The 13881-nt window shown below is 38.6% G+C and carries 13 protein-coding genes; all 13 read left to right on the top strand.

What is annotated here, in order from left to right:
• Positions 1 to 242 precede the first annotated feature (242 nt).
• The 13 genes from CD31_RS20390 to rnc all read left to right on the top strand — a co-directional run bounded on the left by CD31_RS20390 (position 243) and on the right by rnc (position 13878).
• Complete coding sequence (locus CD31_RS20390) at positions 243 to 1448, top strand: GGDEF domain-containing protein (protein ID WP_036080533.1); 1206 nt, start codon at positions 243 to 245, stop codon at positions 1446 to 1448.
• Between the two features lie 108 nt (positions 1449 to 1556).
• The gene (locus CD31_RS20385; protein ID WP_004269431.1) at positions 1557 to 1916 is read left to right on the top strand and encodes an Asp23/Gls24 family envelope stress response protein; all 360 of its coding nucleotides are present in this window, start codon (positions 1557 to 1559) and stop codon (positions 1914 to 1916) included.
• 18 nt (positions 1917 to 1934) lie between these two features.
• Positions 1935 to 3584: a DAK2 domain-containing protein gene (locus tag CD31_RS20380; RefSeq protein WP_036080531.1), complete on the top strand. Its 1650-nt coding sequence runs from the start codon at positions 1935 to 1937 to the stop codon at positions 3582 to 3584.
• Positions 3585 to 3935: 351 nt separating this feature from the next.
• Complete coding sequence (gene sdaAB, locus CD31_RS20375) at positions 3936 to 4598, top strand: L-serine ammonia-lyase, iron-sulfur-dependent subunit beta (protein ID WP_036080529.1); 663 nt, start codon at positions 3936 to 3938, stop codon at positions 4596 to 4598.
• Positions 4599 to 4612: 14 nt separating this feature from the next.
• Complete coding sequence (sdaAA, locus tag CD31_RS20370) at positions 4613 to 5521, top strand: L-serine ammonia-lyase, iron-sulfur-dependent, subunit alpha (protein WP_036080527.1); 909 nt, start codon at positions 4613 to 4615, stop codon at positions 5519 to 5521.
• Positions 5522 to 5695: 174 nt separating this feature from the next.
• A complete protein-coding gene (locus CD31_RS20365) occupies positions 5696 to 6844 on the top strand; it encodes a M20 metallopeptidase family protein (protein WP_036080525.1) in 1149 nt (382 codons plus the stop codon).
• A gap of 129 nt (positions 6845 to 6973) precedes the next feature.
• Positions 6974 to 9019, top strand: a complete 2046-nt coding sequence (gene recG, locus CD31_RS20360; protein WP_036080523.1) for an ATP-dependent DNA helicase RecG — start codon at positions 6974 to 6976, stop codon at positions 9017 to 9019.
• Positions 9020 to 9151: 132 nt separating this feature from the next.
• A complete protein-coding gene (gene fapR, locus CD31_RS20355; protein ID WP_016994907.1) occupies positions 9152 to 9724 on the top strand; it encodes a transcription factor FapR in 573 nt (190 codons plus the stop codon).
• Between the two features lie 2 nt (positions 9725 to 9726).
• The gene (gene plsX / locus CD31_RS20350; protein ID WP_036080522.1) at positions 9727 to 10719 is read left to right on the top strand and encodes a phosphate acyltransferase PlsX; all 993 of its coding nucleotides are present in this window, start codon (positions 9727 to 9729) and stop codon (positions 10717 to 10719) included.
• Between the two features lie 18 nt (positions 10720 to 10737).
• Entirely contained in the window at positions 10738 to 11691 is a 954-nt protein-coding gene (fabD, locus tag CD31_RS20345) for an ACP S-malonyltransferase (protein ID WP_036080521.1), read from the top strand.
• On the top strand, positions 11684 to 12430 hold the full coding sequence (fabG, locus tag CD31_RS20340; protein WP_036080520.1) for a 3-oxoacyl-[acyl-carrier-protein] reductase: 747 nt from the start codon (positions 11684 to 11686) through the stop codon (positions 12428 to 12430). The genes fabD and fabG overlap by 8 nt, the downstream gene beginning before the upstream one ends.
• Positions 12431 to 12488: 58 nt before the next feature.
• Positions 12489 to 12725 carry an acyl carrier protein gene (acpP, locus tag CD31_RS20335; RefSeq protein ID WP_009371143.1) on the top strand — a complete coding sequence of 79 codons (237 nt, stop codon included), beginning with the start codon at positions 12489 to 12491 and terminating at the stop codon, positions 12723 to 12725.
• 388 nt (positions 12726 to 13113) lie between these two features.
• The gene (rnc, locus tag CD31_RS20330) at positions 13114 to 13878 is read left to right on the top strand and encodes a ribonuclease III (RefSeq protein ID WP_012293239.1); all 765 of its coding nucleotides are present in this window, start codon (positions 13114 to 13116) and stop codon (positions 13876 to 13878) included.
• The last annotated feature ends 3 nt before the right edge of the window (positions 13879 to 13881 follow it).

Below are 13881 nucleotides of genomic sequence, written 5' to 3'. Positions count from 1 at the left end.
GATTGCATGTGGATAGTGCGTTTAAAGAGATGCCTGTTATGATTGATACGCTTATTAAAAGTCTATTTTAGCTAGATAAATTTTTTGATATTTAATTGAATACAATGTAAAAAGTTGATGCTATAAAGGTATCAACTTTTTTATTTATCAGAAAAATTTAGATTGACTTGTATTTTTCATTATCATGACGATACATATAGGACATTATAATTATTTGAAAGTGGGCATGAGGAGCGAGCATGATGGAAAATCAAGAAAAAATAGCTTTTTTTATTCGCGAAGAAATGGTTCAGTCGAATTTAAAAGGGATGAGAATAGTTGCTTGGACACTCATGTATGTATCAGTCATTATTTCGGTAATACATTATGGAGAGGTATTTTTTGTGAAGGCGGAAAGAGCCATGGTTCCCGTCTATATTGCCATTCATATCGCCATGTTTTATATAGATGTTGCAGTATTATTGTTTATCCGAGAAAAGCGAATTCATATTACTCCTTTAAATATACAGAAGTATGAACGGTTGGTTGTTGTTTATATTTACACAATAATGCTATTGATTACTGCGATATCGGTATTGGATGTTTACTTTTTCCGTCATGCAGCACTGTATGAGGTTATTTTAATCATTATTTGTACAGTATTCGTATTACCTTTACGAAAAATTGTTTGCATTATTTTGCTTTCTGCCTCAGCCATTATTGTGAGTGCATATATGAGTGCTGGAATATCGAGTGAAAATATAAAAATTATATTACCCATGTCATTATTAATACCTATTGGTGTAATGATTCAATATCAGACCTATAAGGTTCGTAAACAAATCCATATCCAGCATATTTTATTGAATGAGGAAATGACCAAAACGAAGCGACTATCAGAATTGTTGGCTATTAAAAATAATGAATTAGCAGAGCAAGCATTAAAAGATTCTTTAACGAATCTACCTAATCGACGTGCATTTAATCAAAAATTGAATAAGATAGCACAGCAACTTCATCAAACGCAACCTTTAACAGTCATAATGATTGATATTGATTGCTTTAAAAAATTTAATGATTACTATGGACATTTACAAGGCGATGCAGCAATTGTCAAAGTCGCCTCTCTATTGGAAGAAATTGCAGGGAAGTATGATGCATTTGTTGCCCGTTGGGGAGGCGAGGAATTTGTTATGATAAGCCAGCAGATTCACAAGTTTGCCGAACCTGTGTGTGAAGAAATTTTAGAAGGAATTCGACAACTTCATATTCCACATATACAATCTACTATTGCCCAACAAGTTACGGTCAGTATTGGCATGTGTCAGGCTAAAATCGCAAAAAATGAGCATTTACAAACATGTTGTGAATTAGCTGACCAAGCGTTGTATTTGGCAAAGCAAAACGGACGAAATAACTATTATTGTAAAATGGCCATATTTGATGAAGAAGCAAATGCGTCTATTTAAAGTCAGAAAACGTTGCTATGAAGCCTTTCAATACCCCCTTAGGTTGCTTAAATTATAACGGAAGTGTTACAATATAGTTTAGTCAAAAAGAGCCAAGGGGGCATTTCTATGTCAATTGAATTAAACAATGAATTCGGCCAAATTGATATTTCAACAGATGTACTTGCACAAATTGCTGGTGGAGCTGCTGTAGAATGCTACGGTATTGTTGGCATGGCATCTAAACATCAAATTCGTGATGGTCTAACTGATATTTTACGTAAAGAAAACTTCGCAAAAGGTGTTGTAATTCGACAACAGGACGACGATTTACATATAGATATGTACATTATTGTTAGTTACGGGACAAAAATTTCGGAAGTGGCTTATCAAGTACAATCGAAAGTGAAATATACAGTAGATAAAACATTAGGTATGAGCGTAAAATCTGTCAATATCTTTGTACAGGGCGTTCGTGTAGCGAATTAAGAGGAGGAAGTAAATCGAATGCAGTCTTTAGACGGTATAAAGTTTGCTGAAATGGTACAAATGGGTGCGCATCACCTTTACCAAAATGCAAATTATGTAGATTCATTAAATGTTTTCCCAGTTCCAGATGGTGATACAGGTACAAATATGAACTTATCGATGACATCTGGTGCAAAAGAAACAGAGCATGCTGCTTCAGAGCATATTGGTAAAACAGCACAGGCATTATCAAAGGGCTTGTTAATGGGAGCGCGCGGAAATTCAGGCGTTATTCTATCTCAATTATTCCGTGGCTTTGGGAAGTTTATTGAAAAAGAGTCAACAATTGATGCAAAGAGCTTTGCTGGAGCCTTCCAAGCAGGTGTCGATACGGCATATAAAGCTGTTATGAAGCCAGTAGAAGGAACGATATTAACAGTAGCACGTGAAGCTGCGAAAAAAGGTGTAGAAGTAGCAGAAACTGAAAACGATATCATTGCCGTAATGGAAGCTTTTACAGCAGAGGCAAAGGCATCGTTGGATCGTACACCTGACCTACTACCTGTTTTAAAAGAAGTCGGTGTGGTAGATAGTGGTGGTCAAGGCTTATTATTTGTGTATGAAGGATTTTTAGCTTCCTTGAAGGGTGAGGCTCTTCCTGAGAAAAATGATGCGACACTTGATGATTTAATCAATGCAGAACATCATAGAGCACAAGATTTCATGAACACTGCCGATATTGAATTTGGCTACTGTACAGAAATCATGGTACGCTTAGAAGATGGAAAAGAACCTTTTAATGAGGAACAATTCCGTAATGAGCTAAATCCTTTAGGTGATTCTTTACTTGTGATTTCAGATGAGGAAATTGCGAAGGTTCATATCCATTCCGAGCAACCGGGTTCTGTTCTATCGATTGGACAAAAATACGGTAGTCTTATAAAAATTAAAGTCGATAATATGCGTGAGCAGCATTCAGCAATCGTGGGTGAAGAACATAAAGCGCCAACGCCTACCAAAAAAGTAGAAAAGCATCCGTATGCTATTGTCACGATTGCTATGGGTGAGGGTGTAGCAGATTTATTGCGCTCTATCGGTGCTTCCTATGTCATTGAAGGTGGTCAAACAATGAATCCTTCAACTGAAGATATCGTGAAAGCTGTACAAGAAATCGGGGCAGAAAAAGTATTAATCTTACCGAATAATAAAAATATAGTGATGGCAGCAGAGCAAGCGGTTGAACTATTAGAAATTGATGCAGCAGTTGTTCCTACTAAGACGATTCCTCAAGGAATGGCAGCGATTTTAGCGTTTAATCCAGAGGCGGCTGTTGATGTAAATAAAAAAACAATGTCAGACGCATTTGCAAATGTGAAGACAGGTCAAGTTACCTATGCAGTGCGTGATACATCTATAGATGGTGTTGAAATTCGCAAAGATGATTTTATGGCATTGGCAGAAGGTAAAATTGTCCTTTCTACACCAGCACTAAAGGATGCAGCTGAAAAAGTAATCAAGGATTTAGTCGATGAAGATGCTGAGATTGTTACAGTCATTTATGGTGAAGATACAACTGAACAAGCTGCATCTGAGTTGGTAGCTTTCATAGAAGAGAATTATCCAGATGTAGAAGTTGAATTATTTGATGGCAAACAAGGGTTATATCCATATATTATTTCAGTAGAATAATTACATGCTACTTTGCTATTCCGTAAAGAAAGCAGTGCACAAAACGTGTACTGCTTTTGTTTATGCTACAAAGAGAATGTTGGATTAAATTTATTAAAAACGTACTAAATATGAATAATTCAATGTACGTACCCACAGGATATAAAATTTGGAAATATTGGAATGTCAACGCTTTTATAGTTGTGTATATATGGTGCGGACAATAAAGAAGCATAAATATTTACTATAAATTATAGTAGTGGTAATTTTCTGAAAGTTGATAAATTAAATGCTTTACTTTTATAGTAACTATCAAGCATGATATAAATAAAAATAAATATTATTATACGAATAGAATAGAGGGGTGTTTGTATGAAGTTTACTTCAGTATTTGATATTATTGGACCAGTCATGATTGGGCCTTCCTCCTCTCATACGGCAGGAGCAGCTCGCATCGGGCGTGTTGCAAGGGATTTATTTGGTAGACAACCTAAATGGGCAAAAATTCATTTATATGGATCATTTGCAGAAACGTATAGAGGGCATGGTACAGATGTTGCGATTGTAGGAGGCTTATTAAATTACGATACATTTGATGATCGTATTAAAACGGCATTTGAAGATGCCAAAAAAGCAGGATTAACATACGAATTTATTCCTGAAACAGCTAATACGGAGCATCCAAATACGGCTCGACTTGTCATTGGAGACGATGAAGGGGAAATGTCAGTAGTCGGTATTTCGATTGGTGGCGGAAAAATTGAAGTTAGTGAAGTCAATGGCTTTAAGTTACGTTTAACTGGTGGCATGCCAGCTATTCTTGTTGTTCATGATGATCGTGCAGGCTGTATTGCCAATGTAGCCAATTGCTTGGCAATGCATGAAGTCAACATTGGGCATATGGAGGTTTCACGTATCGAACGTGGTTTAACTGCTTTAATGGTCATTGAAGTTGATCAAAACATTGAGGATAAGGTGCTACAGCAAATATCTTTAATTCCATATATTACAAAGGTCTCAAAAATTAATAACTAAGGAGGTGTCCCGTGATGGACGTTTTATTTCATAATGTTCGTGAACTTGTTGAACGAGCAGAGAAAGAAGAAAAATTAATATCAGAAATTATGATTGAACAGGAAATATTGATCACAGGTAGAACGCGTGAAGAAATCATCCAGCAAATGGATCGAAATCTGACGGTAATGGAAGAAGCAATTGAACGTGGATTACAAGGTGTGCAATCAGTAACAGGTCTAACTGGTGGGGATGCCGTATTGCTTCAAAATTATATTGCGCAAGGAAAGTCACTTTCAGGTGACTTATTATTAGATGCAGTAAGTAAAGCGGTTGCAACTAATGAAGTAAATGCGGCAATGGGCACAATCTGTGCAACACCAACAGCAGGTTCGGCGGGTGTAGTACCAGGAACACTATTTGCTGTAAAAAACAAACTAAATCCAACACGTGAGCAAATGATTCGTTATTTATTTACGTCAGGAGCATTTGGATTTGTGGTAGCCAATAACGCTTCCATTTCTGGAGCTGCTGGCGGATGTCAGGCAGAGGTTGGGTCAGCTGCGGGTATGGCTGCTGCTGCTATTGTCGAAATGGCTGGAGGTACGCCACAGCAATGTTCAGAAGCATTTGCCATTACACTAAAAAACATGCTAGGTCTTGTCTGTGATCCCGTAGCTGGCTTGGTTGAAGTACCTTGTGTTAAACGTAATGCAATGGGTGCATCTAATTCTCTTGTAGCAGCGGATATGGCACTTGCTGGTGTAACAAGTCGTATTCCATGTGATGAAGTAATTGGTGCTATGTATCGCATCGGACAATCTATGAGTCCTAATCTTAAAGAGACGGCACGAGGCGGTCTAGCAGCAACTCCAACAGGTAAGGCGATCAGTAAAGCCATTCTTGAAAATGGTGGCTTACAGAGTATTAAAGCCCTTCAATAAAAACAAGAAACATGCTATCTAAATAGGTAGCATGTTTTTATGTTGATTTCGTTAAGAAAGATTTTAGTATAATGAAATAAGTACAAGGAATAGTAGTGGCAAGTCATCTGCATAGGACCTCAGGGGAATTTTTCTTATGTAGAGCGTTAAAGGAAAATAAAAGGAGTTTTTTTAGTGGAAATAGATTTGCAATATTTAGCAAAACAAGCAATAGAAGATCGACGTTATCTTCATCAATATCCAGAGCTTTCTGGTCAGGAATTTGAAACAAGTCAATTTATTCGCAAAAGATTAGAACATCTTCAAATAGAAATATTAGCGTATGATTCCCCAAACGTAGTAGCTATGGTTCAAGGGACAAAAGGTACAAAGACGATTGCTTTACGGGCCGATATAGATGCATTACCGATAGTTGAAGAAGGTGATAAGCCATATATCTCCCAAAAGCCAGGAGTGGCTCATATGTGTGGACATGATGGTCATACAGCCATCTTATTAGCAGTTGCAGAATGGATAGCTAGAAATAAGAAAGAAATTGAGCCAAATATAATGCTTATTTTTCAATCAGCTGAGGAAATTACACCAAGTGGAGCAGATTATTTAATTCAAAACGGCGTTCTAGAAGGTGTCGATGCTATTTTTGGTATCCATTTATGGCAGGGTTTAAAGAAGGGGAAAATTGGATTAACACATGGACCAATGATGGCCTCTGTTGATGATTTTGAAATTGAGATTCAGGGTCATGGTGGACATGGCTCAATGCCGCATGAAACGATTGATCCAATCTATATTGCAAGCCATTTAATGCAAGCCTTTCAAAGTATCATTAGTCGAACTATTAATCCTATAGATGCTGGCGTTATAACAGTAGGCAATATCCAAGCAGGAACAACGTATAACATTATTCCAGACACAGCAAAATTAATAGGAACGATTAGGGCATTAACACCAGAAACCGTAGCTACGATTCAAACGAAGATGGTGAGTTTAACAGAAGGGATTTGCCGTTCGTTTGGAGCGGAGGGGAAAATCGACTTTATTATAGGGACACCTCCACTTATCAATGATCCTCGGCAATCTCGCTTTGTGGAATCTATTGTTTGTGAAGAATTTGGGAAGGATGTATTTGAGCTTGTCGATCCAGTTATGGGTGGTGAGGATTTTTCCTATTATCTAAAGCATAAACCTGGTGCATTTATATTTGTCGGAATGGGCGGTGAGAAAAGCCAATATCCTCATCATCATCCAAGGTTTGATTTAGATGAAGATGTTTTCCCTGATGCCATAAAGCTCTTCATTGATATTATTATGAAATATAAATGATGTAGTTTAACCCTATCAATCATTGGTAGGGTTTTTGCTTATGTGTAGGGTTAGGGAAATAATTTATGGTACATTAGATAGAGAGTATAACACTACATAAACAATCAATGAAGGGAGTTGTGGGATAAGGTGACTGAATTATATGGACCCGTCAATGAATTAAAAGGCGTCGGGAAAGAAACAGCAGCCCATCTTGAATCACTAGGAATCAATACAATAGCTGATTTATTATGGACGTTCCCACATCGACATGAAGATTTTCGTTTAAAAGATTTAACGCAAACGCCACATAACGAACGGGTTACAGTTGAGTGTAAGGTGGAGCGGGAGCCTACGATTTTATTTTTAGGCCGCAATAAGTCAAGACTCCAAGTAACTGTTTTAGCAGGAAGACATTTAGTGAAAGTCGTATTTTTCAATCAGGGCTATTTAAAGCAAAAGCTTGTACCTGGTTCTATTATTACGGTGACTGGTAAATGGGATCGTGGTAGACAAGTTATCAATGGCACTTCAATTACATTTGGTCCTAAAACGGATCAAGTTGACTTTGAGCCTGTCTATAGTCTGAAAGGTTTGATCCCCCAAAAAAGATTTCGTAAATATATGCGACAAGTGTTAGATGACTGTGGGGCCATGTTGCCAGATACCATTCCACAATATTTACAAGAGTCGTATAAGCTCGTTTCAATAAGAGAGGGCTTGGAGGGTATTCATTTTCCGTTGGATGCTGGACATGCTAAACAAGCAAGAAGACGTTTTGCCTATGAGGAGCTATTAAACTTTCAATTGCGTATTCAAGCTTTGCGGAAAATTAGGAAGGATAGTGAACACGGTACAGTTATTCAATTTGATGTGCATAAATTACGGGATTTTATCGCTTCATTACCCTATGAATTAACGAATGCCCAAAAACGTGTGGTGAATGAAATTTGTAAGGATTTGAAGGAACCACACCGAATGAATCGCTTGCTACAAGGGGATGTAGGTTCAGGTAAAACCGTCGTAGCAGCAATAGGGCTATATGCGGCCGTAACAGCAGGTTTTCAAGGAGCCTTAATGGCACCGACTGAAATATTAGCAGAACAACACTTAGAGAACTTGAAAGAATGGTTCCAACCATTTGGCGTTCGTGTTGCCCTGTTATCTGGGTCCACTAAAACAAAGGAGCGACGTGTCCTATTAGCTGATTTGGCAAATGGAGAGCTTGATATTGTCATTGGTACACATGCGCTAATCCAGCCAGATGTTGTTTTTCATAAGCTAGGCTTTGTCATCACGGATGAACAGCACCGCTTTGGTGTTGAGCAACGACGTATTTTGCGTGATAAAGGGGAGAATCCCGATGTGCTTTTTATGACAGCTACTCCGATACCACGAACATTAGCTATTACTGCATTTGGGGAAATGGATGTATCGATGATTGATGAAATGCCGGCAGGGCGTAAGCAGATTGAAACGCATTGGATGAAGAAAGAGCAATTCGGCTCCGTTTTATCTAAACTAGAATTAGAATTAGCGGCTGGAAGACAAGCCTATGCGATTTGTCCACTTATCGAGGAATCCGATAAGCTTGATGTTCAAAATGCTGTGGAAATATATGAGCAGCTAGCGACTTATTTTAAAGATCGTTACCATGTCGGTTTAATGCATGGGCGCTTATCCGCTGATGAAAAAGATGCGGTTATGCGTGCTTTTAGTGAAGGGACTATTCAGGTTTTAGTTTCTACAACCGTTGTAGAGGTAGGTGTAAATGTACCGAATGCTACCTTTATGATAGTCTATGATGCTGAACGCTTTGGCTTAGCACAATTGCATCAGCTTCGAGGCCGTGTTGGACGTGGTGAGCATCAATCATACTGTATTTTACTTGCTGACCCTAAGTCTGATGAGGGAAAAGAACGTATGCAATCAATGACGGAAACAAATGATGGCTTCCGTTTAGCTGAAAAAGATCTTGAATTAAGGGGACCAGGAGACTTTTTTGGTAGAAAGCAAAGTGGTTTACCAGATTTTAAAGTAGCTGATTTAGTACATGATTATCGTATTCTGGAGACCGCTAGAAAAGATGCCACAGAGATGCTTGAAACAAAAGCGTTTTGGCAGGATGACGACTATCAATACTTGCGTAAAATGCTAGAAGATACTGGTGTTTTACAAGGAGAGCGCTTCGATTAATGTGGGAAGCATGTTAGCAAAGAAAGAATGTAAGTACTTGATTTCAAAACAAGTCTTGCATTCTTTTTTTATACTCTATATACTGATATTAGTACCAAGTGCTAATAACAACTCAAAAGGTGGCGGATGAAGTTGAGACGAACGAAAAAAGAGCGACAGCGACTACTATCTGAAACGATAGCTGAAAATCCATTCGTCACAGATGAACAGCTAGCAACACAGTTTCAGGTAAGTGTCCAAACAATTCGTTTAGACCGTATGGAATTATCAATACCAGAATTACGCGAGCGAATTAAAGATGTTGCTTCAAAAAGCTATGAAAATGAAGTAAAATCTCTCCCGATTGATGAGGTCATTGGTGAGATTGTAGATATTGAATTAGATCATCGAGCACTCTCGATTTTTGATGTACAAGAAGAGCATGTGTTTCAGCGTAATGGCATCGCACGTGGTCATCATTTGTTTGCGCAAGCAAATTCATTAGCGGTTGCAGTAATTGATGATGAACTAGCATTAACCGTACATTCTAATATTACGTTTGTGAAACCTGTACGAGCTGGAAATCGTGTTATTACAAAAGCGATTGTTATCGGACGAGATGAACAAAAACATCGTACAAAAGTCGAGGTAACATCTACTGTTAATGGTGAAACCGTTTTTGTTGGTGAATTTGATATGTACCGCACGAAAGGTAAAGGTGAGTAACAATGAAATTAGCGCTTGATGGAATGGGTGGAGACAACGCACCAAAATCAGTTGTTGAAGGTGCATTTTTAGCATTAGAGCAAATTCCAAACTTAGAAATCCAATTATATGGTCATCAAGATAAGCTGGAACCATTTTTAAAACAACACGATCGATTAAAGGTTATACATTGTGAGGAAGTAGTAGAAGGAACTGATGATCCTGCCCGTGCTGTTCGTAGAAAAAAGGATTCTTCAATGGCGCGTATGATGGATGCAGTAGAAGAGGGTAAAGCAGATGCTTGCCTTTCTGCAGGGAACACAGGGGCCCTGATGGCGGGTGGCCTATTTAAAGTAGGTCGCATTGAGGGAATAGCCCGACCAGCATTAGCTACAACGCTACCAACGCTAGATGGTAAAGGATTTTTAATGCTTGATTTAGGGGCAAATGCAGATGCTCGACCAGAGCATTTAGTGCAATATGCCATTATGGGTGATATTTATGCTAAAAAGGTTGGAGGTATACAAAAACCACGTATTGGCTTATTAAATATCGGTACCGAGGATAAAAAAGGCAATGAATTAACAAAAGCTGCCTTCGAATTATTGAAGGAAGCAGATTTGAATTTTATTGGAAATGTAGAAGCACGTGATTTACTGGAAGGCGTAGCTGATGTTGTTGTAACGGATGGCTTTACAGGAAATATGGTATTGAAGTCTATTGAAGGGACGGCGGGTGCTTTATTTTCTATGTTAAAAGATGCCTTTATGTCTTCAACGAAAACGAAAATTTCAGCAGCGCTCATGAAAAATAATTTACGTGACTTGAAAAATAAAATGGACTATACAGAGTATGGTGGCGCAGGATTGTTTGGCTTACAAGCACCTGTTATTAAGGCACATGGATCATCAAATGCAAAAGCGATTTTCAGTGCCATTCGACAAGCCAATACGATGGTAGAGCATACCGTTATTTCGACGATTACGGAGACAGTACGTCACATAGAAATTGATTAAGCAAAGGGGATTATTCAAATGACGAAAATAGCATTTATTTTTCCAGGACAGGGATCGCAGGTAGTTGGAATGGGTCGAGAGTTTGTTGAAAATGCTGTAGAAAGTAAAGCGTTTTATGATCGTGCAGATCAAGCTCTTCAGTTTGAATTATCTAAATTAATGTTAGAGGGTCCAGCAGAAGAGCTAACACTGACATATCATGCACAGCCAGCGCTTCTTACTACTGGTGTAATGGTGGCTGAAAGGTTACGCGCAGCAGGTATTCAACCACACTACGCAGCAGGTCATTCACTTGGAGAATATGGTGCATTGGTGTTAGCAGGCGTTATGTCATTTGATGATGCCGTGTCGATTGTGCATAAACGAGGTCTTTATATGAATGAAGCTGTGCCGGCAGGACAAGGTGCAATGGCAGCAATTTTAGGAATGGAACTTGAGGCATTGAACGAGGTAACAGAGCAGGTGTCGGCATCGGGTGACTCTGTTCAGGTGGCAAATGTGAATTGTCCAGGACAAATTGTTATTTCGGGTACGAAAGAAGGTGTAGATAAAGCAAGCGTTGCTGCTAAAGAAGCTGGTGCAAAACGAGCAATACCTTTAGTTGTAAGTGGTCCCTTCCACTCGGATTTGATGCGACCATCTTCAGAGAAACTGCAAGCAGCATTGGCAGAAATTCCTTTATCCGCACCTGAAATACCTGTAATTGGCAATGTGATGGCGAAGGAATTGAAAGATGTAGCAGCAATACAACAAGAGCTAGTTGAACAGGTATATAGTGCTGTACAATGGGAAGCTTCTATGCGCGAAATGCTTGCGCAGGGTGTTGACGTCTTTATCGAATGTGGACCAGGTAAAGTATTAAGCGGTCTCTTGAAAAAAATTGATCGCTCTGTTGCAGCCTATTGTGTTTATGATGAAGCTTCGTTAGAAGCAGTTTTAGAAGCGTCGAAGGAGTGGTCAATCAATGCGTAAATTAGAAGGAAAAGTAGCCGTTGTAACGGGAGCTTCAAGAGGAATCGGACGCGCTATTGCTTTAAAGCTTGCAGAAGAAGGTGCTAAGGTTGTTGTGAACTATAGTGGCTCACAGGCAAAAGCAGAAGAAGTAGTGGCGATGATTCAAGAAAACGGTGGCGAAGCAATTGCTGTGCAAGCTAGTGTTTCAAAGACCGAAGAAGTTACAGCTTTAATGAATGCTGCAGTGAAAACATACGGTTCCCTTGATATTTTAGTTAATAATGCTGGTATTACAAGAGATAACTTGATCATGCGTATGAAAGAAGACGAATGGGACGATGTATTAAATACCAACCTTAAAGGTGTTTTCCTTTGTACGAAAGCGGTCACACGTCAAATGATGAAGCAACGTGCAGGTCGCATCATTAATATTTCTTCCATCGTTGGTGTAGCGGGTAATGCTGGTCAAGCCAACTATGTTGCGGCTAAAGCAGGTGTTATTGGATTAACGAAAACGACGGCAAAGGAATTAGCTTCTCGTAATATATTAGTTAATGCTATTGCACCAGGTTTTATCGAAACAGAAATGACAGAACAATTGCCACAGGATATCAAACAAGGTATGCTAACACAAATTCCTCTTGCGAAACTTGGTCAGCCAGAGGATATCGCAAAAGCAGTAGCTTTCCTAGCATCGGATGACGCTAATTATATGACTGGGCAAACACTTCATATTGATGGCGGTATGGTCATGTAATTTCAATTAGGCATATACGCTGATTTTTTGTATAATCATTTGAGGGGAGGTGAATCATTTGTCTACAGTATTAGAACGCGTAACAAAAGTAATCGTGGACCGTTTAGGTGTGGAAGAAAGCGAAGTAACGCTTGAAGCTTCTTTCCGTGATGATTTAGGTGCTGACTCATTAGACGTAGTTGAGCTTGTAATGGAGCTTGAAGACGAATTCGATATGGAAATTTCTGATGAAGATGCTGAAAAAATCTCAACAGTAGGTACTGCAATCTCATACATCGAAAGTAAATTAAACTAATTTCGTTAAAACTTTATTTAGTGAAAATAGATCACCTCTAATGGTGTAATGGTCATCGTAATCATACAATGGTTTTATGGTAGCTTGAATAAAGTAGAAATTACTTTTTCTGCATTCCTTGTTAGAAGGAGCAGATTCAATGAATGAAGATGTATTTAAAGGGGACGAAATGGATCGGTTTTCGATCTATTCACGTCCCTTTTTTATGTTAAAAATCTAATGACAAGTCGGCTTCAAAATTCTCTCTAATGGGAGATGTATGCTGAATCAAGAGGAATTTCCGGAAAAATTTCCAAAACATTGTGTTTAAGCCGAAATACTTTTGCATAAACGCCCTGAAAAAGGTACACTAAAACGGTAGAAACTATTAGGAAGGCAGATTTGTTCAATGGCTATGAAAAGAAAAGGAACTATGCAGAAATCTGGCGTACTTCCTGAAAAAGTACGCAACCAATTTGAGCTGTTACAGCATGAATTAAATATCACATTTATTAATAAAAATTTATTGTATCAAGCATTCACGCATTCATCTTATGTGAATGAGCATCGCCGTAAACTATTTACGGATAATGAGCGTCTTGAATTTTTAGGAGATGCAGTACTTGAACTGTCTGTTTCTAAATATCTTTTTGAGAAATACCCAAATATGAGCGAGGGTGAGCTAACAAAGTTAAGAGCTTCCATTGTATGTGAGCCATCACTAGTGATTTTTGCTAACGAGCTAGGCTTTGGACGCTTTGTATTGCTTGGAAAAGGTGAGGAATTAACAGGTGGTCGGGAACGTCCAGCGCTACTTGCAGATGTATTTGAGTCATTTGTAGGTGCACTTTATTTAGATCAAGATTTACAAACGGTCGTGTCATTTTTAGAACGAATCGTGTTCCCAAAAGTAGAAGTCGGTGCTTTTTCGCATGTGATGGATTTTAAAAGTCAATTGCAAGAAATGGTACAGCAAACGAATAATGGACTTCTTCATTATGAGATTATCGATGAAAAAGGCCCTGCACATAATCGTACCTTTGTATCAAGCGTATTATTAAATGGACAAGAGCTTGGTATTGGTCGTGGAAAATCAAAAAAAGAAGCCGAGCAGCAAGCTGCACAATGTGCAATGCGAATGATGCGTGAAGAAGCTGCAAAAGAGGAGGCTTAATAG

This window comes from Lysinibacillus boronitolerans JCM 21713 = 10a = NBRC 103108 (assembly GCF_000772935.1).
Taxonomy (GTDB): Bacteria; Bacillota; Bacilli; order Bacillales_A; family Planococcaceae; genus Lysinibacillus; species Lysinibacillus boronitolerans.
This window is presented reverse-complemented; position numbering and strand designations above follow the sequence as displayed.

What these genes read in the sequence shown, in the direction of transcription:
- CD31_RS20390 (WP_036080533.1), top strand. Translation starts at nt 243, where the DNA reads ATGGAAAATCAAGAAAAAATAGCTTTTTTTATTCGCGAAGAAATGGTT.
- CD31_RS20385 (WP_004269431.1), top strand. Translation starts at nt 1,557, where the DNA reads ATGTCAATTGAATTAAACAATGAATTCGGCCAAATTGATATTTCAACA.
- CD31_RS20380 (WP_036080531.1), top strand. Translation starts at nt 1,935, where the DNA reads ATGCAGTCTTTAGACGGTATAAAGTTTGCTGAAATGGTACAAATGGGT.
- sdaAB (WP_036080529.1), top strand. Translation starts at nt 3,936, where the DNA reads ATGAAGTTTACTTCAGTATTTGATATTATTGGACCAGTCATGATTGGG.
- sdaAA (WP_036080527.1), top strand. Translation starts at nt 4,613, where the DNA reads ATGGACGTTTTATTTCATAATGTTCGTGAACTTGTTGAACGAGCAGAG.
- plsX (WP_036080522.1), top strand. Translation starts at nt 9,727, where the DNA reads ATGAAATTAGCGCTTGATGGAATGGGTGGAGACAACGCACCAAAATCA.
- fabD (WP_036080521.1), top strand. Translation starts at nt 10,738, where the DNA reads ATGACGAAAATAGCATTTATTTTTCCAGGACAGGGATCGCAGGTAGTT.
- fabG (WP_036080520.1), top strand. Translation starts at nt 11,684, where the DNA reads ATGCGTAAATTAGAAGGAAAAGTAGCCGTTGTAACGGGAGCTTCAAGA.
- rnc (WP_012293239.1), top strand. Translation starts at nt 13,114, where the DNA reads ATGGCTATGAAAAGAAAAGGAACTATGCAGAAATCTGGCGTACTTCCT.